Origin of the sequence: Spirosoma endbachense (genome assembly GCF_010233585.1) — a bacterium.
GTDB classification, from domain to species: Bacteria; Bacteroidota; Bacteroidia; order Cytophagales; family Spirosomataceae; genus Spirosoma; species Spirosoma endbachense.
This window is the reverse complement of record NZ_CP045997.1, coordinates 6,521,431-6,542,051: the sequence shown is the minus strand read 5'-3', so window position 1 is coordinate 6,542,051 and position 20,621 is coordinate 6,521,431. Positions and strand designations below refer to the sequence as shown.

The window sequence follows — 20,621 nt, the reverse complement described above, 5'->3', positions numbered from 1 at the left end:
TCCCACAGCCTTCCCCTTACTAAATCCACTTATTTAAATCGTTGTACGGCTATTTTTCCTTTGGCTCCTACAGCATAGCAGGTACCTTTTGCACAGGCGAGGGAGTGGAATCCGTCCGTATCGAGTTTTTGCCACGTTTGGCCCTGATCGGCCGATAAACTCGTGCCCGATGGCCCTACTGTAAGCAAACGATCACCAGGAATAAGCGCAATAGCTTCTTTAAGACCAGGCGGGTCGGTTTGGGCAACGAGTTGCCAGGTGTCACCACCGTCGCGGGTGATGGCTGCATTGGGGCCGGTTTGTTGCTCCTGTTTGTAGTTACCACCAACAACCATTCCTACTTTCTCGGTAAAAAACTGCATTCCGAACAAACCCGTAGCATCGCCAGCTGGTAACGGCGTATTGCTGACGCTCCAGGTCCGGCCCCGGTCATTGGAGCGAAATACGCGTGAATTGATGGCTCCACCCGAGGCAATCCATACGTTTCGTTTGCCCTGTATGGCAAGGCTGGTGCCACTGGCTGCAAAGGCAGCTTCATTAGGGTGCATCAGGGGTATATTGCCGGGAGGCACAGGTTGCCACGTTTTTCCACCGTCGTCGGTCGTGAGGATGAACCATCTGTTATCGACTGGATCGCTGAAAATAATGCCATGCTGTTTATCCCAGAAATCCATTCCGTCGAAGAAAATACCGGGTTGCTGCGTTCTGTACAGGAGCGCCCATGTTTTTCCGCCGTCAGTTGTTTTGTAGATGCGAGCCTGATCTTTTTCGGCTGGGCCAGCACTCATTAAGTAAGCGGTTTGCCCATCAATGGCCTGTACATCGCGAAAATCGCATGACTGGGCGTTCGGAACACTACCCGTTTGCCAGGTTTGACCGCCATCTGCTGTGCGAACAAAGTTGCCTTGCGTGCCGCCAATCCAGGCAACATTAGACCCTGAGACGCTCACTGATCGAAAGCTGGCAGTAGTTTGAACTGGTTGTAATTGCCATTGGGCAATGGCAGGAACGAAAGAAGAGAAATAGGCTAAAACAATAACTATACGTTGCTTCATGGGAAAGAGATTGTCTGTAAACGGGCAATTCGTTTGCCTTATGACAGTCAATCAACCCAAATGTAACCTAAGGTGTTACACCAGATGGCAGTGGGGATGTTTGCTGAGAGGCTGCTTTAAGCCGGATAATTTCCTGTTCGAGACTGTTTGTTTTGAAATAATAGTAAAGTCCGAGGATCAAAAAAATCTTGGATAGAATAAACACGGCAATAAAAGCCGGGCGCCAGTATTTATGCACCCGAATGTGGGTATCATCTACCTCAACATCGATGTAATTGGGCTTTGTGGGCTCGTCTGATGAATCTGGTTTGAAACGGGTGTACTCTTCCGGATCGCGCTTTTTGAGCTCGTTCTTATTGATTTTTTCCAGAATTGCCTTCCTGACGGCCGGTGGCGGAGGAACAGCGTTACGCAAAAAATACTGCTCCATTTCTGTTTCCAACTCATTCAAATGAGATAATATTTCCGGATCAGTAGTCAACAAACGTTCTACCTCCTGCTTCTCATCGTCAGACACCAGGCCTAATAGATATGATTCTAAAACGCCATTTGTCAAATAGTTATAATTCTTCAAGGCGAGGACAGTTAAGATGTACGAAGATACTTAAAATAATCGCGAATGGACTTCATAACATCTGCATATGGCATTTGCAATCGTTCGGCAATCGCTCCGAGCGCATAGCCCTGACGAAACGATAGATCAAAAATAAGCTTCTCTGTATTGTCGTTCCCGGATTGTTGTGATTCAGAGGGTAATGGATTGGCTGAGGTTGCGATCCTATTGGCTTCGAGCGCTTTGGTACGGGCTAGCCGAATTATATTACAGGCCAGACTTGTCGGCGCTTTCAGGCACTGATCCATTTCAGGAGAGGCAAATAAATCGACTAAAACCTGCTGTGCCAGCTCAGGTTGGGGAATTATCTGTAGGATAACGCCATACGCCATAGCCCCAAATTTTTCGTACAACGCAAGTCGCTCAGTATCCGCAGAACTGCCCTCGGAAGCAGACGTTCCGTCTAATCGTTTTAACGCACCCATACCGGTCAATTAATTACACCTGTTCCATCAAAGGATCACTGGTTAGTATAATTCTCAATATTGTTTGAGAATAGGTTGCTCAATAAAGTACTAACAATCCGAAATATACGCAAATGAGTTAGTTACATGAGCAGTAGGTATATCAAATTTGTTTAAAAATAAAGTAAAACTATATCATTTGTTGATTCTGCCCAAGTATTTGGTAAATTATTAAATGTGACTTAGGTAAAGGTAAAACCAAGTTACCAGTGGTACAACAAAAGCTGATTGTTGAAAACCTATACTATTAATTGATTCATCGACCATACTGATGCCTGATACTTTCGGTCATGATCTGATAAATTTCGGCTAGTTGCGGTTGAGATGATAACTGGGATAAATGGCTTTCAATCGTTGTCAGATCACCCCGGCGGGCCGGCCCTGTCTGAACATCGGCGGGATTATTGGCCGCCAGTCCCTTGCGAATCGTTTCGCGGATAATGGGTTGCAGTAACTCGAATTCCAGGCCATCGGCTGTGCTCAGATCATGAGCAATGCTTAACAGGTGATTGGTGAAATTACAGGCAAAGACGGCTGCCAGGTGGAGCGTTTGGCGTTCCGATGATGTAAGCAGGTAAACAATATCACTTAACTCCTGCCCTAGCTTAACGAGAGCGTCTTCCGTTACTTTGTCAGATGCTTCGATGCAGAGGGGTATCCCGCTGAAGTCCATAAAAGACTGACCTCTGGTAAACGTCTGTAATCCATAAAATACACCCGTTTGCACCGGAACATCGCTGTAAATAGTCATCCAGTTTTGAAGGGCACTGAGCGATTTATTGCCTGATGTGTGAACAAGTGTAGCGTTTTCGGGCAATACGAGTCGAGAACAGACCGAGTCAAGGGCGTCGTCAGGAACGGCCAGAACGAATAATTTTGAAGGGCTGTCAGCAAAATTCAGATCTGAATGTGTCCGGGCATCGTAGAGATTACTAACCAACTGACGACTATGCTGAAGCTGCCGACTGTAAACTTCATTGATGTGATGTCCCGCGTTTTCGAGGGCTGGAGCAAGGTGCCAGGCGAGGTTACCCGCACCAATAAAGGATATTTCCATATGTCAAGTATATGACATTTTGATTGAATTTGGCATCCTATCTTTGGGATGGATAAATGAGCGAATCGATAATTGGGATAAAGCAATACTAAACCAGGCCCTTGCTATTCGCCTTACTAAACCAATTTCTTGCTCACACAAACTGCTCAGCTATATTTTGTATTCTATTCTCGTTATCATTCCTGCCTTCAATGAAGAAAACTCAGTTGGCAACGTCATCCGTGAAATTCCGGTAGGTCTGGTGGATGAAGTTGTCGTGGTCAACAACAATTCGAATGACCAAACGGCGGTTGAAGCAGCCCGTGCTGGTGCCACCGTATTGAACGAGCCAATTCAGGGATACGGACGGGCTTGTTTGACCGGAATTACCTACGCTCACAATCGACAACAAAAGCCAGATGTTGTTGTTTTCATTGATGCTGACTATTCGGATTTTCCCAACGAAATGACACAGGTGGTAGCCCCCATTCTAAACGGTGAAGCAGATATGGTGATTGGGTCGCGGGCACTGGGTAACCGGCAACGGGGCTCGATGACACCACAGCAATTGGTTGGTAACTGGCTGGCGACAACGTTGCTCCGGTGGCTGTATGGGGTTCGTTATACGGATCTGGGTCCGTTTCGGGCGATTCGATTTGATAAACTGCTGGCTTTGAACATGCGGGATACAACGTACGGATGGACTGTTGAGATGCAACTGAAGGCAGCAAAGCAAGGGCTACGGGTTACAGAGGTTCCGGTTAACTATCGGAAGCGAATTGGTTTCTCAAAAATTTCAGGAACGGTGAAAGGCACGGTTCTGGCAGGTTACAAGATTATTACGACGATTTTCAAGTACTGGTAATTAATGACCGGGCAATTTCTGATAATTGCCCGGCAACGAACTCAACGTTAGATCAATTTTGTTTTTTCGACAATATGGAAATTTCAGTCCTGATTCTGTATGGGCTGGCTTTAGGGCTATTGTTTCTCTACAACTGTGGCCAGTTAAGCCTGATTATCATCTACCTGCGTTCTGAACGAAAACGCAGGGAAGCTATTCTGTCGGTTGGTACACTAGAGCCAGATAGATTTCCCCGCGTAACCGTACAGTTGCCAGTCTATAACGAACTCTACGTCATTGAGCGATTAATCGACGCCGTGATGCAGATGCATTACCCTAAAGATAAGCTCGATATTCAGGTACTCGATGACTCTACCGACGAAACCGTACAGATCATTGCCAATAAAGTGAAAGCGTATCAACGGCAAGGCTTTGCCATCGAGCATGTCCAGCGGCCGGAACGCAAAGGGTTTAAGGCCGGTGCGCTGGCTTATGGACTGGCGTTTGCGAAAGGTGAATTTATCGCGATTTTCGATGCTGATTTTGTGCCCGATGCCGATTTTCTGCTCAAAACGATACCCCATTTCAGCGACCCGAAAGTAGCTATTGTGCAAACTCGCTGGGAGCATCTTAACGAAGATTTCTCGCTGATGACCCAGCTACAGGCGTTTGGACTAAATGCTCATTTTACCATTGAGCAAAGTGGGCGGTATGCTGCCGGTTTTCTGGCTAACTTCAATGGTACCGGGGGCGTTTGGCGTAAGTCCGCCATTGCCGATGCTGGTGGCTGGCAGAGCGATACCCTCACTGAAGACCTCGATTTAAGCTACCGGGCTCAACTGCGCGGCTGGAAATTCGTTTATCGGGAAGATGTTGGTTCGCCTGCTGAATTGCCCGTAGCGATGAATGCGCTAAAGTCACAGCAATACCGCTGGATGAAGGGTGCCGCCGAATGTGCCCGCAAACTGTTCGTAAAAGTTCTGAAGGCATCAGATATCTCGTTTGTTAGCAAGCTCCATGCGTTTTTTCACTTATTCAGTAGTGCTACGTTTATTCTGGTATTGCTGCTTGGTGTGTTGAGCGTGCCACTCATTTATATTCGTCATCGACATCCGGAGTGGGAAAACGTGTTTTTTGTGATCAATCTGTTTCAGGTTAATCTGCTTATTCTGATCTCGTTCTATGGCATTCCGTTCTGGTTACTGAAACAGGGGAGCAAGTCAAAATTAGTCTGGTATTTTACCATGTACTCGTCGCTGATGATGGGCTTATCGCTGCACAATACAATTGCCGTCATTGAAGGGTATATCGGGCGAAAAACACCGTTCATTCGCACCCCTAAATTCAATGTAAAAACAGCTGCTGATCGTTGGGATGCCAATAAGTATGTTAGCCGTCAGCTGAGCTGGTTGACACTGGCCGAAGGGGCTTTAGCCATCTATTTTTTCGGAGGGTTGATGCTGGCTGTCTACATTCATGATTTCCGGATGTTCTTCCTGCATTGTATGCTGATGGTTGGGTTTGGAATGGTCGCTGTATATTCGCTCATCCAATCGGGACGCCGACCGGCCAGCCCTGCTGTGCGGTTGGCTCGCCCGGTGCCGGTGAGCGTATGATCGTAACCCCGCTTCGTTTTCTCTGGTTGATTTTATCGGCCACTTCGTACGTTATACTGGCCTATTTCGTTCCCCGTCAGGAATTCGGATGGTTGATTGGTTTATTCACTATCTTATTTCTGGGGTATGCATGGGCGATTCGCCGGATTGACAGGCAGCGCGAAGAGCCGATTGATCGTGTGCTGTTTGCCTCGGCAATCGGCTTTAGACTCTTATTGCTCTTTGCCGTTCCCTGCCTTTCCGACGATGTGTATCGATTCGTTTGGGATGGGCGTCTGCTGACACATGGATTTAATCCGTATCTGTATCTGCCATCCAGACTTGTTGAAACCGATTTAGCTGCCACGGCCAGTTTAGACCGGGTGTTGTTTCAGCAACTTAATTCTCCAGATTATTTCACCGTCTATCCGCCTTTAAATCAGGCTATATTCGGACTGGCTGCATGGCTATCACCACATAGTTTATTGGGTAGTATTGTCTGGTTACGTTTGCCAATTCTTCTCAGTGAAATAGGGTCGCTCTGGCTAATGACCAGGCTACTTCGCCGGTTGAACCGTAACCCCAATCTGGCTTTATTTTATGGCCTGAATCCGTTGGTTATCCTTGAACTGACAGGTAATCTGCATTTTGAGGCCGTTATGCTCTTTTTTACGCTACTGGCTGGCTGGTGGCTTTTGACAGAACGCTGGATACGCTCCGCGGGCGCATTGGCGCTGGCCATTGGTACAAAATTGTTGCCCTTGTTGTTGTTGCCACTGATAGTTCGATGGCTGGGCTGGCGAAAGGGAATGGTTTATGCCACGCTAGCGGGTGTTTTCACTATTCTTCAGTTTTTGCCATTCGCTAGTCTGGAACTGGTTCAAAATGTAGGATCGAGTGTAAATCTGTATTTTCAGAAATTCGAATTTAATGCCAGTGTGTATTATGTTCTGCGGTCTATTGGTTATTGGATGAAGGGATATAATGCCATTCAAACCATTGGCTTCTGGCTGTCGATTACGACAACGCTAAGCATTTTGTGGATTTCGTTCCGGTGGCGTAACGTATCTGTTCCAGCGCAGGTATTGGCGATACTGACGCTCTATTTCGGCTTTGCAACGACGGTACATCCCTGGTATATCACCACAGTCGTTGCCGCTTCGGTCTTCACCCGATTTTGGTATCCGTTGATTTGGTCTGCGCTAATTCCTGTTTCGTACTTTACCTATCGGACAATACCCTATCATGAAAATCTGTGGCTGACATCGGTAGAATACGGTATTGTGGCGGTTGTAATATTACTTGATGTGATCAAAGCAAGACAAAAAATGCCTGTGTACTGACTGGCAATAGGCTCTATATTTGTAAATAGTCCTACCAATCATCAGCTATGCACATCCGTTACAAACTCACCTTTCTGATTCTCTTTTGCTTCCGTCAACTTGCTACGGCTCAGAATGGTATTGTCGTTTTTCAATCTGATTTTGGTCTGAAAGATGGAGCCGTATCAGCCATGAAAGGTGTGGCCATGGGCGTCTCAGCAGATCTAAAGCTGTTTGATCTCACGCATGAAATACCCGCTTACGATATCTGGGAAGCTGCTTACCGACTCCATCAGACGGTCCCTTATTATCCGAAAGGAACTGTTTTTGTTTCGGTCTGTGACCCTGGCGTTGGTACAGATCGGCACTCGGTTGTATTGCTCACAAAATCAGGCCACTATATTGTGACACCTGATAACGGTACTCTGACATTAATTGCGGAGCATTTGGGCATTGGCGAGATCCGGGAAATTGACGAAGCTGTCAATCGGCTGAAAAATTCGAATGAATCCTATACCTTTCACGGACGTGATGTGTATGCATACACGGCTGCCCGACTTGCATCCCGCACCATTACATTTCAACAAGTCGGTTCAACCATTCGTAAAGACGTGGTTCGTTTGCCGTATCAGAAAGCCGAGTTTTCAAACGGTGTGCTGAAAGGAAACATTCCGGCTCTTGATATTCAGTATGGTAATGTCTGGACTAATATTCCCAAAGCGATGCTGGTACAACTCGGTTCTAAGTCCGGCGAGATGCTACGTGTGCAGATTATGCATAAAAATGAAACGCTGTACGATAAACCCATTCGGCTCGTCAATACGTTTGGTGAAGCACCAGTTGGCGATGATGTGGCCTATATCAATAGTCTACTGAACTTTTCGGTTGCCGTTAATCAGGGCAATTTTTCGGAGAAGTATAAGGTATTCAGTGGTGCCGACTGGAAAGTTGTTGTGAGCAGGCAGCCCTAATGTAAACAAGGCTTCGATCTGGATTAGCTGAAAAACATATCCGTATCATCGGCCTTCCGAATTTTATAAGACTTGAGCCAGGCTTTCAGAATGGCAGGGTCGGAGAGGTCTTTTACATCTTTCTTTGTGGCTTTAATGTCCTTTTTTAACTCACGGATGTCGTTGTTAAAGCTGAATTCAAGTCCTAAGACTGAGTTGACCATCATGAACGGTTTGCCAAGCATGCCCGATAGTTGACTTTGCAGACCAAATAGTTCGTCACTGAGCTCATCGGCCTGTTGCTTCAGAATTTTATTATAGTACTTCAACTGGGTTTCGGCCAGTGATTCCAGATGTTGCTGGTCGATCCGGTTGAATTCGAGCTGGAGCCGAAGCAGGGCAAGAAGGTCGCTTTTTTCGTAGGCTTTGGTCACACGCTGCATAATTTCGGTTTTGCGTGTCTTCTCTGCTTCGTCGGGTTCACGGTCGGGGTGAAAAGCCTTTACCAGGTCCATGTAGAGGGTTCGTACCGCTTTCGTGATGTTACGTTCTTCAAGCTGTTTTTTTGCTTCACGCTCCTGTTGCTTCGCTGATTTTGGCTTTTTTGCCCGTTTCTCTTCCGCTTCCCGCTGATCGTCGGCCTGTCGGGCCTGCAGCTGTTCTTCTATGTACGCCATGAATTTTTCCTGAGTACTGATATCCGCGTTCTCGTCGAACTTGATTCCGTACATCGAACTGACCATTTCTTTCATTACCTCTGAAACCTGTTGGTCGGCTTCGGCATCGGTAGCATCGAAGCCATCGGTATCGTACTTGTCGAAGATCGGTTTGAGTTCGTCCAGGCCGTGTTCACTAATCAGATTATACGTCAGATTGACGATCAGGTCTACCAGTTTTTTCTTCTCCACTTTGGTTGTTTCAGGCCGTTCGTATGCCCGGTCGAACACGCGTACTAGGTTGGCCCGCAGTTGATTGAACTCGTTCAATAAGGGCTCATACTCGGTATAGATGCGGTGCTGAATTTTAGTAGCGGCTGATCGGAAGAGACTTAGATTATCCTCCAACTCGCCAATTTTACTGGTCAGCCGATTAAACTCTTTCTGGGCTTTCGAGAGTGGAGCTTTGTCTTTGCCGGGCGTCGGAATAAGAACGAGCTGGGGATTAGACATAATGTAGAGGTTGTTTAATAAGGCAAAACAAAACCAAGTAACGCAACAAGACTTAAACTTGAATGCTAAGCATTCAGAAAAGTAGCTCAAAGGGTAAGCAAGAAACACGCCCTTTGAGCTATCGTTATTACCTATACCCTACTGCTTCTCGCCAACCAGATTCAGCATGAAAGCATACTCCAGCGCAATTTCCCTGAGCGCCTGAAATCGGCCCGATGCGCCACCGTGGCCCGCTTCCATGTTAGTATGGAGCAGAAGCTGATTGTTATTGGTTTTCATTGCCCGTAGTTTGGCGACCCATTTCGCTGGTTCCCAGTATTGCACCTGCGAATCGTGCAGACCCGTGGTTACGAGCAGGTTCGGATAGGCTTTCTTTTCAACATTATCGTAGGGCGAATACGACAGCATGTAGTCGTAATACTGTTTTTGCTTTGGATTACCCCACTCCTCAAATTCACCCGTTGTGAGCGGAATGCTTTCGTCGAGCATGGTTGTGACCACATCCACAAACGGCACAGCCGCCACTACCCCCCGATACAGTTGCGGAGCCTGATTGATTATGGCTCCCATCAGCAAACCGCCCGCGCTGCCACCCATCGCAAACAGCTTATCGGAGCTGGTATACTTGTTTTTGATGAGGTATTCCGATACATCTACGAAGTCGTTAAACGTATTTTTCTTCTTCAGCATCTTGCCATCTTCGTACCATCGACGACCCATTTCCTGGCCGCCCCGGATGTGTGAGATGGCATAGATAAAGCCCCGGTCGAGCAGGCTCAGGCGCGTAGAGCCAAAGCCTGGATCGGTAGAGTACCCATAGGAACCGTAGGAATACTGGAGGAGAGGAGCCGAGCCATCTTTGGGCGTGTCTTTCCGATAAACAAGGGAAACCGGAACCTGCGCACCGTCGCGGGCCGTCACGTAAAACCGCTCCGAGACATAGTTATTTTTATCGAAACCACCCAGTACCTCCTGCTGTTTCATCAGCTTTTTCTCATGGGTGTCCATGTTATAATCGAAGGTTGAATTGGGCGTTGTCAGGGATGCATAACTATAACGCAGCACATTCGTGTTGAAATCCGGGTTATAACCAATGCCCGCAACATAAGCCGGTTCGCCAAAGTCGAGGTATTCGTCGGTTTTGGTTTTTTGGTTAATAACCCGAATGTTGGTCAGGCCCGCTTTCCGTTCACCCAATACCAGGTGATTGACAAATACGTCCATATTGTCGAGATAAACGTCGGGCCGATGGGCAATTACTTCTTTCCAGGCAGTACGGTCGGTAGTTTTGCCTTCCGGCACTTCCATTAACCGGAAATTCTCAGCCTTCCAGTTCGTTCGGACATAGAATTTGTTCTGATAGTGAACGATATCGTATTCATGACCCTTCTCCCGCGGCAGAAAAACCTTGAATTCGCCCGTTGGATTGCTGGCTTCCAGAAGGCGATATTCCGTAGAAGTGCCGTTGTGATCAGATCCAATCGTGATGTATTTCTTGGATTTTGATCGACCCAGCCCCATGTAAAATTGGTTATCCTGCTCTTCGTAAACCAGCACATCGGTTTTGGGATCTGTGCCCAGTACATGCCGATATACCTGATAACCCAGTAGCGTCTGTGGGTCTTTCTTGATGTAAAACAAGGTCTTGTTGTCGGTCGCCCAGGCGAAACTGCCGCCTTCGGTATCCGGAATGACTTCGGGATAAATCTGACCCGTTTTCAGGTTTTTTATCCGTAGCGTATAGAGCCGTCGGCTAACGGTATCTTCGGCGAAAATGGCCAGTTCGTCATTATCCGACACTTCATACCCACCGATCTGGTAGTAATTGTGTCCCTTGGCCATGGCGTTACCGTCGAACATTACCTCTTCGATACCTTCCAGAGAGCCCTTTTTACGGCAATAAATCGGGTACTCGCCCCCAGTTATGAATCGGGTGTAATAATAATACGGCCCTTCTTTATACGGAACGGATTCATCCTGTTGCTTGATGCGGCCTTTCATCTCCTCAAAGAGCTTTTCCTGTAGACCCTTAACGGGCGCCAGTACCTGATCGAGGTAAGCGTTTTCGGCTTTCAGATACTTGATAACCTCCGGATTTTCCCGCTCATTGAGGTAATAATAATTGTCGATTCGCTTGTGGCCGTTCGTGATTAATTCTTTCGGTTTAATCGCGGCCTTGGGAGCCTTAAGTGTTTGTGCCTGTGTCATGCTATACAGCGTGAGCGTGGTAATGAGAGTAAAACAAGTTCGTTTCATAACAGTCCGTCAGGGCAGTTCGTTTCGGAAGCTTGCTCGTAAAAATAAGCTACAGATTGACGAAACCTATACGCTTTCGGAAACCTTATAGGTTCGTTATGCTCGAACTCGTCGTTGCTCATTACACGGAAAATCTTAACTGGCTCCGCAACCTGCCCGCCGGAATTCGCCTGACTGTTTACGATAAAAGTCCGGATCAATCAGCCGGATCTGATGCGATTTTGCTGCCTAACATTGGCCGGGAAGCGCATACGTATTTATACCACATAGTTAGTCGATATGATTCGCTGGCCGACTGGACACTTTTCGCCCAGGGAAAGCCTTTCGATCATGCGTTTGATTTTAAGAAAACCGTAAAATCATTTGTCGATAAGTCTGGCGACGTAAACGATCCGGTTCAAAAGCCATTTCACTGGCTGGGCCATCTGATCGACACCGATGATAACCGGGGTGAACGCCTTTTTCAACCGTGGAGCAAAAACGAGGATGGGCGGGGACTTGATTTGCGGGGCTTTCACCAGGCGCTGTTTGATACGGCTGGGCCAGCGTTATACACGTTTGTGTTGGGTGCTCAGTTTGCCATCCATCGCGATGCCATTCGGCAACAATCACTTGCTTTTTATGAACGGGCTCTGGCTGTGTCCATCACATTTCCTGATGCGGCCCATTGTTTCGAACGGAGCTGGGACCGCGTTTTTGGTCTGATCGGTATCGACCCCGACTGGCTTGCCGGTCGACAAACCGTCTACCTGAAGCCGATGAAACACCAATTGCCCGCAAAATCGTAGCCAATTTCCAACGTGATGTGTTGTTCGTTTCCAATGTGATGTGGTGTCAGTTTTGAGAAACTGACACCACATCACATTGGAAACGAACAACACAGACAAATTACTTTTCAGTTTTTTTATCATCTGACCGAACGCTTTTACCGTATAAAGTGTCTGACTAGTTGGCCCCAAAATCAGCGGTCTTTTTTGTATATTTAGCGAAGAATTAACCAACCCTCTATGCACCGAACGTTTTACGTGCCCCACTTCCGGCTCGTCCTGTTCTGTATTGGCACTGCCGGTTTCCTGACCGCTTTTTACTCCAACACTATTTCGCTCGAAAAAGCCTTCACACGTATCAATGAGGAGGTTATGCAGCACAGTCGAGCCTATGAAACGCTCTCCGATGCAACGCAGCAGGTAGGTCATCGGCTTACGGGTAGTCCCAACGGCACCCGCGCCGAAACGTATGCTTTTGATCTCCTGTCGTCTTATGGCTTCAAGGAAGTTCGTTACGAGCCTTTTGAGGTCGAAGCCTGGACACGCGACACCGTTACTTTATCGGTTGTGCCGAACCGGAGCGATAATTTTCGGGAAGTAAAGGTTGTGTCGCTGGCACACTCACCCGTTGAGGCCCACGTGAAAGGTGAAATCGTGGATGTCGGCAATGGACTGGAAGGCGATTTTGCGGCCTTAAAAGATAAATTGAAAGGTAAAGTTGCGCTGGTAAACATTGGCCTGGCCGCTCCCACAAAAGGTGCCCGCAACTTACATCGCTCCGAAAAAACAGCACTAGCCATTCAGTATGGGGCTTCGGGGGTGATCATGGTCAACCTTGTTCCGGGAAATGTATTACTGACCGGAACGGCCTCGGTTACGGGTAAACTGATTTCGATCCCATCTGTCTGTATCTCTTACGAAAGCGGACAATCGTTGCGTTCATGGATGCAGGAAGAGGCTAATCCGCTGCATGCTGTTATCGACATGACCAACACGAGTCGTAAGATTCGGGCCCGAAATGTCATTGCTACACTCAAAGGCTCGAAGTATCCTGACGAAAAGATCATTGTCGGTGGACATCTGGACTCCTGGGATCTGGCAACGGGGGCCATTGATAACGGCATCGGTTCATTCGCGATCATGGACATTGCCCGGACGTTCAAAGCACTGAAACTGAAACCCAAGCGTACCATTGAATTTGTTCTCTTTATGGGTGAAGAGCAGGGCCTGCTTGGGTCGCGGGCGATGGTCGAAAATCTAAAAAAAAGCGGGCAACTCGATAAAGTCCGCTATATGTTGAACCTCGATATGACCAATGATCCGACGGGGCTGAATGCGTTTGGTCGTTCCGATATGGTATCGTTTTTGAATACGGTCGGCGAAACGATCAAGCGTGCTGAACCGGCATTTGCCAACGAGATGCAAAATCAGGCCGGACTTCATTCCGATCATCAGCCGTTCATGCTCGAAGGCGTTCCGGTCGTTGGTATGAATGGTCATCTTGCCCGCGAAGTACTGGATTGCTATCATGCTAACTGCGATCGCATTACGCTTGTCAATGCCGACCAGCTGAAAAACACCGTCCGCTACTCAACCATGCTGCTTTTTGCCCTTGCCGATGCCGATGATATTCCGACTCGTCGCCAAACGGATACGCAAACTCGTGATTATCTGGTAACACAGGGCTTACGAACACCCTTGCAGATTGCCAATGAGTGGCGCTGGAAAGAGTAACCACTTCTTTAGCTATTAAGAAACGATGACACTTTGCCAAAAAGTTGTCATCGTTTCTTATTTATAGGCTACGGGTGGCGTAGTGTTTTTCGTTACTTTGTGGACGCGAATCCTGACCCATCATGGCTAAGAATACATTCCGGGAACCCGAACGGGTTGCTAAACAGAAAAAGCAACGTCGCCGACTCAGAATGGCCTCGTGGCTCAATGATTTCATCGGCTTAGACCGGCTCTTTGGTGAAGACAACTCCTGGCCAATTCGCCATATCGACCGTATTTTATGGGTTACTTTTCTGCTCGTTGTTTATATTGGCTTAAACCATAATGCAGAACGTCTTGTGCGCCGAATTCAGCGTACCAAAACGCAGGTAGATGAATTACGGTCGCAGTATACTGTTTTGCAGGCCGATTTTATGAAGAGCGGAAAACAGTCTGAACTTAGCAAGCGTGTGGCCGAAATAGGATTATCCGACAGCCAAAATCCACCCCATAAAATCGTCGTCAAGAGCAATGAACATTAAACAAGACATCATTCAACGGGCCAACCACGTTTATTACGTTGTGGTTGTTCTTTCCCTGAGCGTTATTTTTCGGCTCGTCTACGTACAGTATTTTCAGACATTTAAAGGCAAATTCTGGCGCGAACGGGTAGCGGCAACGCTTATTCAGCGCGATACCATACGGGCCATGCGCGGCAATATTTATGCGAACGATGGCAGAAGTCTGCTGGCTACCTCATTGCCTACGTATGTTGTCGGGCTGGACCCAACGATGGCCAAGCAGGATTACTTCGACAAGAAAAAAGACTCGTTGGGCTTGCTATTGTCACGAATTTATGGTGATCGTTCAGCCCAGGATTATACCGGGCTCGTTATCGATGCCCGAGCTCACAAACGCCGGTATGTGCTGCTGAATCGTAAACGCGTTACCTTTCAGCAACGGCAGTATATGCTGAAGTGGCCGTTTTTTCGGTCATCGCCAAAGGTGGCTGCCAGGGGCGGGGTGTTACGTCCATATTATGAGCGCTATCATCCATTCGACCATATGGCCGAACGAACCATTGGCAATCTTGATGCCAAAACGGGTCGGGGGCTAATTGGGCTGGAAGCCAGTTTTCAGCCTGCTTTGGCGGGTAAAAATGCCGTTGGGCTGGTTGAAGTACTGTCTGGCGGAGTTCGTAAACCCGTTGAGGATGGCCCTGATATGAAGCCAGAACCAGGAATGGATCTGTATACGACCATCGACGTCAACTATCAGGATATGGCCGAAACGGCTTTGCGGTCGGCTCTCCAAAAATACAATGCGGCCAAAGGGTGCGTCATCGTAATGGAAGTAGCAACGGGCGAAATCCGGGCAATGGCTAATCTGACCAAGCAGGGAGATCGGTACGTTGAGAATTTTAACCATGCACTGGCTGGCCGTACGGACCCTGGCTCTACCTTCAAATTAGCCACAATGATGGCTCTTCTTGAAGATAAAGCTATTTCGCTTGAGCAATCTGTTGCAACAGGAGGGGGCTCGATGCAGTATCATGGTCTGGGCATTCATGATGCTAAACGGGGAGGTTCTGGTACAATTACGGCCCGGCAAGTCTTTGAAAAGTCGTCGAATGTCGGGATTCACCTGCTGATGCGGAGTCATTTCTATAGTAGGGCCGACCGCTATTGTGACTACCTGCGCCGATTTCATCTCGATAAGGCAACCGGTATTCACATGAAAGGTGAGGCCATTCCGGTGGTTCGTAATCCTGACATGAAAGGCTGGAGTAAAGTCTCGCTGACCTCCATGTCTTACGGCTATGAAATGCAGATTACTCCGCTGCAAATGCTGACGTTCTATAATGCCGTGGCCAATAATGGTCGATGGGTTCGCCCGATGATCGTTAAACAGATCAAGCTTGCCGATGAGATCATAGAAGACAATACGCCCTATGTGCTTCCCGAACCGATCTGCTCGCCACAAACTGCTCGCAGAGCCCAGGAGTTATTGCGCGGAGTCGTAGAACATGGTACGGCTCGCCACATTAACAATCCGAACTATGCCATTGCAGGTAAGACGGGTACGGCTCAGAAGGTGATCAATGGGCGGTATCAGGTCGGTAAATACTATACCTCATTCATTGGCTATTTCCCCGCCGATAGGCCCAAGTATAGCATGATTACGGTCGTAGATACACCGCAGGGTGACAATATAGATTTACTGTATGCAGGAGCTGTAGCAGCGCCAGTCTTTAAAGAAGTTGCCGACCGAATTGTTGCTTATGATATTCGTATGCATGCGCCTATTCGGGCAAGGGCATCGCAACCACGCTCTACGACTGGCTTGCTGGCAGGCTATTCCGATGATCTGCATACGATCAGTACAGCCTTAAAAATTAGAAACGAGCCGTCAACAGAAGGTTGGGTTGAAGCTACACCGAGTGGCCGCTGGAAATCACGCCCGACGCGACCCGGCCACGTTCCCGATGTGCGCGGTCTGACGCTTCGCGATGCGGTTTATCTGTTGGAAAATCGCGGATTTAAGGTTGTGGTTGAAGGAAGGGGCAAGGTTAAAGAACAGTCGATTACGCCCGGCTCCGGTGACGACCAAGTGGGCGCAAAGGTGATTACTCTGAAAATGGGATGAAATACCCTATCGTACGGTTATCTGAAAATTAGGTAGAACGGGGCCCATGCCGTTTTTTTGCACTCGCGAAAACGGCATGAGGCCCGTTCTATACGTATGCAACTGAAAGATCTTTTTTATAAAATTTCGCTGCTGGCTACATCTGGCAGTATGAGCACCGACATCACGAATCTTACCATGGACTCCCGTAAGGTAGGTCCCGGTAGTTTGTTTGTGGCCGTTCGTGGCACAGTTACCGATGGACATAATTTCATTGCAACTGCGGTTAAACAGGGCGCTTCGGCCGTGTTGTGCGAAGAATTTCCTGTCGAGACCGACCCTTCAGTGGCTTATGTGCGCGTGCTGGATTCTGCCCGAACAATGGGGCTTGTAGCCGCTAATTTTTATGGCCAACCCTCACAAAAGCTGAAACTTATTGGGGTAACGGGTACAAATGGTAAAACGTCCGTTGCTACACTGCTCTTTCGGTTATTTAGGGGGTTAGGATACCGCTGCGGCCTTCTGTCAACCGTTCAGAATCAGATTGATGATCAGGTTATTCCGGCTACGCATACCACTCCCGATGTAATCACTACCAATCAGCTGTTAACGCAGATGTTGACGTATGGCTGCACCCATGTATTTATGGAAGTGAGCTCACATGCGGTGGTGCAGGAGCGTATCGCGGGGTTAACTTTCGCCGGAGGGATTTTTACAAATATTACCCACGATCATCTGGATTTTCATGGAACGTTCGACAACTATATACGGGCAAAAAAGGGTTTTTTCGACCAGTTACCAGCTTCTGCTTTTGCACTAACCAACGTAGATGACAAACGTGGGCTGGTGATGCTACAAAATACGGCAGCCAGAAAGGAAACCTATTCGCTGCAAACATTAGCAACCTTTAAAGGGAAAATTATTGCCGACAGCCTGTTTGGCCTTAATATGCTGGTTGACGACAAAGAAGTCTGGTTTAAACTTATCGGCCGGTTTAACGGCTACAATCTGCTCAGTGTTTATGGCACGGCCGTGCTGCTGGGCGAAGATCCTGCCGAGGTATTGACATTATTGTCTGGAATTACGCCACCACCAGGTCGATTTGAGCAGGTTGTTTCCGATGATAAAATTGTTGGTATTGTCGATTATGCCCATACACCTGATGCGTTACAAAACGTACTGGAAACAATTAACGAAATACTCCAAGATGACGAGCAGGGACGCCAGCCGCAGATTATAACGGTTGTGGGCTGTGGCGGCAATCGTGATGCTGCAAAGCGACCCATTATGGCCGACATTGCCTGCCGGTTCAGCAATCGCGTCATTCTGACGTCCGACAATCCGCGGAACGAAGATCCGATGGCAATTCTGGAACAGATGCAGGCTGGTGTTTCGCCCGTTGATTACAAAAAAACGGTAACGATAGAAGACCGCCGTGATGCCATAAAACGAGCCGTTTCTATAGCCAGGCCGCACGATATTATTCTTGTAGCGGGCAAAGGGCATGAAACCTATCAGGAAATTAAGGGAATTAAATACGATTTTGATGACCATGCCGTGTTACAGGAAGCTTTCTCGGAACGCGGAAATCAGTAACTTTGGCCTGTACAAAGAGCGGAAGAATAGAAGGCGAAAAAGCGAATAACTAATTGCTCCTGCCTTTTTACTCGTTCACTCTTTCACTCTTTCGCTCTTTTAAAATGCTCTATTACCTATTCCATTTACTGGACGAACGCTACAATTTCCCTGGAGCCGGGGTTTTTCAATATATATCGTTCCGGGCGCTTGGTGCTGTCATAACCTCCCTGCTCATTGCCGCTATCTTTGGTCGTCGCATTATCGATATACTCCGCAATCTTCAGATTGGAGAATCTATTCGCGATCTGGGTTTGGAAGGGCAGATGCAAAAGCGGGGTACGCCAACCATGGGTGGATTTATTATTCTGGCATCGCTGCTGATTCCTGCACTGCTTTTTGCGAAACTGTCCAATGTATATGTCGTTCTTGCGCTTGTGTCGACCGTATGGACAGGATTAATTGGGTTTCTAGATGACTATATCAAGGTTTTCAAGAAAAATAAAGAGGGACTACAAGGTAAGTTTAAGGTTGTTGGACAGGTTGGTCTGGGGTTGATTGTTGGTCTCACATTATCCTTCAACGACTATGTTAAAATCCGCAAATACGCTCCCCGACTGCTGAGCACATCGACGGTGCCTGATATTTATACTGATATCAAGTCAACACTCACGACGGTTCCATTCGTTAAGAACAACGAATTTGATTACAGCTCACTGCTATTCGGCGTCGTGCCCGATAGTTATACCTGGATTGTCTATGTCCTGATCTGCATTTTTATTATTACGGCGGTTTCCAATGGGGCCAATATCACCGATGGTATCGACGGTTTGGCCGCTGGTACGTCCGTCATTATTGGGTTGACAATTGGTGTTCTGGCCTACCTGTCGGGTAATAAAGTTTTCTCGCAGTACCTGAATATCATGTACATCCCCAATGCGGGCGAACTGGTAATTTTCTGTGCAGCCTTCGTTGGCGCCTGCGTCGGTTTTTTGTGGTACAACTCTTATCCTGCGCAGGTATTCATGGGCGATACCGGTAGCCTGATGCTGGGAGGGGTGATAGCCGTATTATTTCTGGCTATTCGAAAAGAGCTGATGATTCCCATTATCTGTGGCATTTTTCTGGTCGAGCTGGTGTCGGTAATTATGCAGGTGAGCTATTTTAAATACACCAAACGCAAGTATGGTGAAGGTAGGCGAATCTTCCTGATGTCGCCCCTACACCATCATTTTCAGAAGAAAGGCTACCATGAAGCTAAACTGGTAACACGCTTCTGGATTATCGGAATTATCCTGGCCGTTCTGGCCTTAGCGACATTGAAACTGCGGTAAGACCTAAAGAGCAGTGATACTTATTCCCGGCTCTTTTTTAATTGCTCAATATCGTTCAAGTCTCGCGCACGTCCTGCTGCTTGTTTGGCACGAATAAGGTCATTATAATGAATAAGTCGTATTGTTAACCCATCTACCTCTGCGTCAAAAGCCTGTAAAAAAACCTCCTCAAAAGCCACTCCTTTCATGGTGGTTAAAATATCGATAGCCACAGGAGGGCGGCCAAATGTGAACACATCGAAAGCAGGGTTATTCAAGTAGTTATCAGCAGTCATATCAAAAGTTGGCATTCCGAAGTCATGGAAAGCCCTGACTAGTCGTGCATAGTTTTCGGCAGACTTTTCTACAAGAATGTCCATATCACCAGTTGTTCGATTGTAGCCATGCAGGATAACCGAGTAACCGCCAACTAACACATATCGGACGTCTTGTCTTCGTAAAGCTTCCACAAAATCCTGAAAATCAGGATTAAATAAGTTAGCCATTTTCGTGTTTTCGAGCCGAAAATGCTGTTCGGTCTAATCGGGGCGGATTATTGATATCATACCGAAACGCAATACTATTTAAGTAGGTAGCTGCTTGTAAGCGTTCGGTAAAGGTTTTAGGCTGATTACGGGCATGATAATATTCTGTTTCCTCGTGTGTACCCATGTGAAACGCAGTACGATCAAGTCGAAAAGAATCAGCCATGTTGCATCATCAGGTTAGCCGTTCCAAAATTACCGATTTTTGGCTATATTCTAGCCATACCTTTGTTTTTCAGCGTCATACCGCGTATATTTGCACTCCCGTTTCGAAAGCGGGAGTGCTTTTTTGTAGGCAAATCATTAGAAATCAATTAATTAGTCTCCATAACAGTGAATACGCTCAGTTACAAAACCATCTCTGCCAACAAAGAAACGGTGCAGAAGGAGTGGATTGTGGTTGACGCTCAGGGTGAAGTGCTTGGTCGGCTGGCCAGCCAAATCGCACGCCTGATTCGCGGCAAACACAAAACAAACTTCACGCCACACGTTGATTGCGGGGATAACGTGATCGTCATCAATGCCGACAAGGTTCGCCTGACCGGCTCGAAGTTGACCGACAAAGTTTATGTCCGCCACACGGGTTATCCCGGTGGTCAACGGTTCGCAACGCCCCGGCTGCTGCTTGAAAAGCACCCCGAGCGTATCATCGAACACGCCGTAAAAGGCATGTTGCCTAAAAATCGGCTTGGTCGTCGGTTGTATACCAACCTGTACGTTTATGCTGGTGACCAACATCCGCACGAGGCTCAGCAACCCAAAGCAGTTAAATTCTAAGT

The 20,621-nt window shown here is 47.6% G+C and carries 19 protein-coding genes; 11 read left to right on the top strand and 8 right to left on the bottom strand.

What is annotated here, in order from left to right; translation table 11 throughout:
* Positions 1-29 precede the first annotated feature (29 nt).
* The 4 genes from GJR95_RS26735 to GJR95_RS26720 all read right to left on the bottom strand — a co-directional run bounded on the left by GJR95_RS26735 (position 30) and on the right by GJR95_RS26720 (position 3,189).
* The gene (locus GJR95_RS26735; RefSeq protein ID WP_162388770.1) at positions 30-1,055 is read right to left on the bottom strand and encodes a WD40/YVTN/BNR-like repeat-containing protein; all 1,026 of its coding nucleotides are present in this window, start codon (positions 1,053-1,055) and stop codon (positions 30-32) included.
* 67 nt (positions 1,056-1,122) lie between these two features.
* Positions 1,123-1,629 carry an anti-sigma factor gene (locus GJR95_RS26730; RefSeq protein ID WP_162388769.1) on the bottom strand — a complete coding sequence of 169 codons (507 nt, stop codon included), beginning with the start codon at positions 1,627-1,629 and terminating at the stop codon, positions 1,123-1,125.
* Positions 1,630-1,640: 11 nt separating this feature from the next.
* A complete protein-coding gene (locus GJR95_RS26725) occupies positions 1,641-2,093 on the bottom strand; it encodes a hypothetical protein (protein ID WP_162388768.1) in 453 nt (150 codons plus the stop codon).
* Positions 2,094-2,388: 295 nt separating this feature from the next.
* A complete protein-coding gene (locus tag GJR95_RS26720; protein WP_162388767.1) occupies positions 2,389-3,189 on the bottom strand; it encodes a Rossmann-like and DUF2520 domain-containing protein in 801 nt (266 codons plus the stop codon).
* A 157-nt stretch (positions 3,190-3,346) separates the two neighbouring features.
* Here GJR95_RS26720 and GJR95_RS26715 point away from each other — a divergent pair, with 157 nt between their 5' ends.
* From GJR95_RS26715 to GJR95_RS26700, 4 genes are all read left to right on the top strand, one after another.
* Entirely contained in the window at positions 3,347-4,033 is a 687-nt protein-coding gene (locus GJR95_RS26715) for a glycosyltransferase family 2 protein (RefSeq protein WP_232540873.1), read from the top strand.
* A 74-nt stretch (positions 4,034-4,107) separates the two neighbouring features.
* A complete protein-coding gene (locus GJR95_RS26710; RefSeq protein ID WP_162388766.1) occupies positions 4,108-5,628 on the top strand; it encodes a cellulose synthase family protein in 1,521 nt (506 codons plus the stop codon).
* The gene (gene mptB, locus GJR95_RS26705) at positions 5,625-6,950 is read left to right on the top strand and encodes a polyprenol phosphomannose-dependent alpha 1,6 mannosyltransferase MptB (RefSeq protein WP_174260234.1); all 1,326 of its coding nucleotides are present in this window, start codon (positions 5,625-5,627) and stop codon (positions 6,948-6,950) included. The genes GJR95_RS26710 and mptB overlap by 4 nt, the downstream gene beginning before the upstream one ends.
* A 47-nt stretch (positions 6,951-6,997) precedes the next feature.
* Positions 6,998-7,900, top strand: a complete 903-nt coding sequence (locus GJR95_RS26700; protein ID WP_162388765.1) for an SAM hydrolase/SAM-dependent halogenase family protein — start codon at positions 6,998-7,000, stop codon at positions 7,898-7,900.
* 23 nt (positions 7,901-7,923) lie between these two features.
* On the opposite strand, the gene GJR95_RS26695 is transcribed toward GJR95_RS26700, so the two are convergent.
* Together GJR95_RS26695 and GJR95_RS26690 are read right to left on the bottom strand one after the other, a co-directional pair.
* Entirely contained in the window at positions 7,924-9,048 is a 1,125-nt protein-coding gene (locus GJR95_RS26695) for a hypothetical protein (protein WP_162388764.1), read from the bottom strand.
* 138 nt (positions 9,049-9,186) lie between these two features.
* Positions 9,187-11,304, bottom strand: a complete 2,118-nt coding sequence (locus tag GJR95_RS26690) for a S9 family peptidase (RefSeq protein ID WP_162388763.1) — start codon at positions 11,302-11,304, stop codon at positions 9,187-9,189.
* A gap of 98 nt (positions 11,305-11,402) precedes the next feature.
* Between GJR95_RS26690 and GJR95_RS26685 the strand changes: the two genes are divergently transcribed.
* The 6 genes from GJR95_RS26685 to mraY all read left to right on the top strand — a co-directional run bounded on the left by GJR95_RS26685 (position 11,403) and on the right by mraY (position 19,318).
* The gene (locus GJR95_RS26685) at positions 11,403-12,092 is read left to right on the top strand and encodes a DUF3431 domain-containing protein (RefSeq protein ID WP_162388762.1); all 690 of its coding nucleotides are present in this window, start codon (positions 11,403-11,405) and stop codon (positions 12,090-12,092) included.
* A 219-nt stretch (positions 12,093-12,311) separates the two neighbouring features.
* The gene (locus GJR95_RS26680) at positions 12,312-13,805 is read left to right on the top strand and encodes a M20/M25/M40 family metallo-hydrolase (protein ID WP_162388761.1); all 1,494 of its coding nucleotides are present in this window, start codon (positions 12,312-12,314) and stop codon (positions 13,803-13,805) included.
* A gap of 122 nt (positions 13,806-13,927) precedes the next feature.
* On the top strand, positions 13,928-14,326 hold the full coding sequence (locus GJR95_RS26675) for an FtsL-like putative cell division protein (RefSeq protein ID WP_162388760.1): 399 nt from the start codon (positions 13,928-13,930) through the stop codon (positions 14,324-14,326).
* The gene (locus GJR95_RS26670) at positions 14,316-16,430 is read left to right on the top strand and encodes a penicillin-binding protein (protein WP_162388759.1); all 2,115 of its coding nucleotides are present in this window, start codon (positions 14,316-14,318) and stop codon (positions 16,428-16,430) included. Before GJR95_RS26675 ends, GJR95_RS26670 begins: the two co-directional genes overlap by 11 nt.
* A gap of 96 nt (positions 16,431-16,526) precedes the next feature.
* Positions 16,527-18,005 (top strand): UDP-N-acetylmuramoyl-L-alanyl-D-glutamate--2,6-diaminopimelate ligase, encoded by a 1,479-nt coding sequence (locus GJR95_RS26665; protein WP_162388758.1) that lies wholly within the window; start codon positions 16,527-16,529, stop codon positions 18,003-18,005.
* Between the two features lie 104 nt (positions 18,006-18,109).
* Complete coding sequence (mraY, locus tag GJR95_RS26660) at positions 18,110-19,318, top strand: phospho-N-acetylmuramoyl-pentapeptide-transferase (RefSeq protein WP_162388757.1); 1,209 nt, start codon at positions 18,110-18,112, stop codon at positions 19,316-19,318.
* A gap of 20 nt (positions 19,319-19,338) precedes the next feature.
* Here mraY and GJR95_RS26655 read toward each other — a convergent pair whose 3' ends face one another.
* Both GJR95_RS26655 and GJR95_RS26650 read right to left on the bottom strand, forming a co-directional pair.
* A complete protein-coding gene (locus GJR95_RS26655; RefSeq protein ID WP_162388756.1) occupies positions 19,339-19,803 on the bottom strand; it encodes a nucleotidyltransferase in 465 nt (154 codons plus the stop codon).
* Positions 19,796-20,008 (bottom strand): hypothetical protein, encoded by a 213-nt coding sequence (locus GJR95_RS26650; protein ID WP_162388755.1) that lies wholly within the window; start codon positions 20,006-20,008, stop codon positions 19,796-19,798. The genes GJR95_RS26655 and GJR95_RS26650 overlap by 8 nt, the downstream gene beginning before the upstream one ends.
* 167 nt (positions 20,009-20,175) lie before the next feature.
* Between GJR95_RS26650 and rplM the strand changes: the two genes are divergently transcribed.
* Positions 20,176-20,619 (top strand): 50S ribosomal protein L13, encoded by a 444-nt coding sequence (rplM, locus tag GJR95_RS26645; RefSeq protein ID WP_162388754.1) that lies wholly within the window; start codon positions 20,176-20,178, stop codon positions 20,617-20,619.
* Positions 20,620-20,621 lie beyond the last annotated feature (2 nt).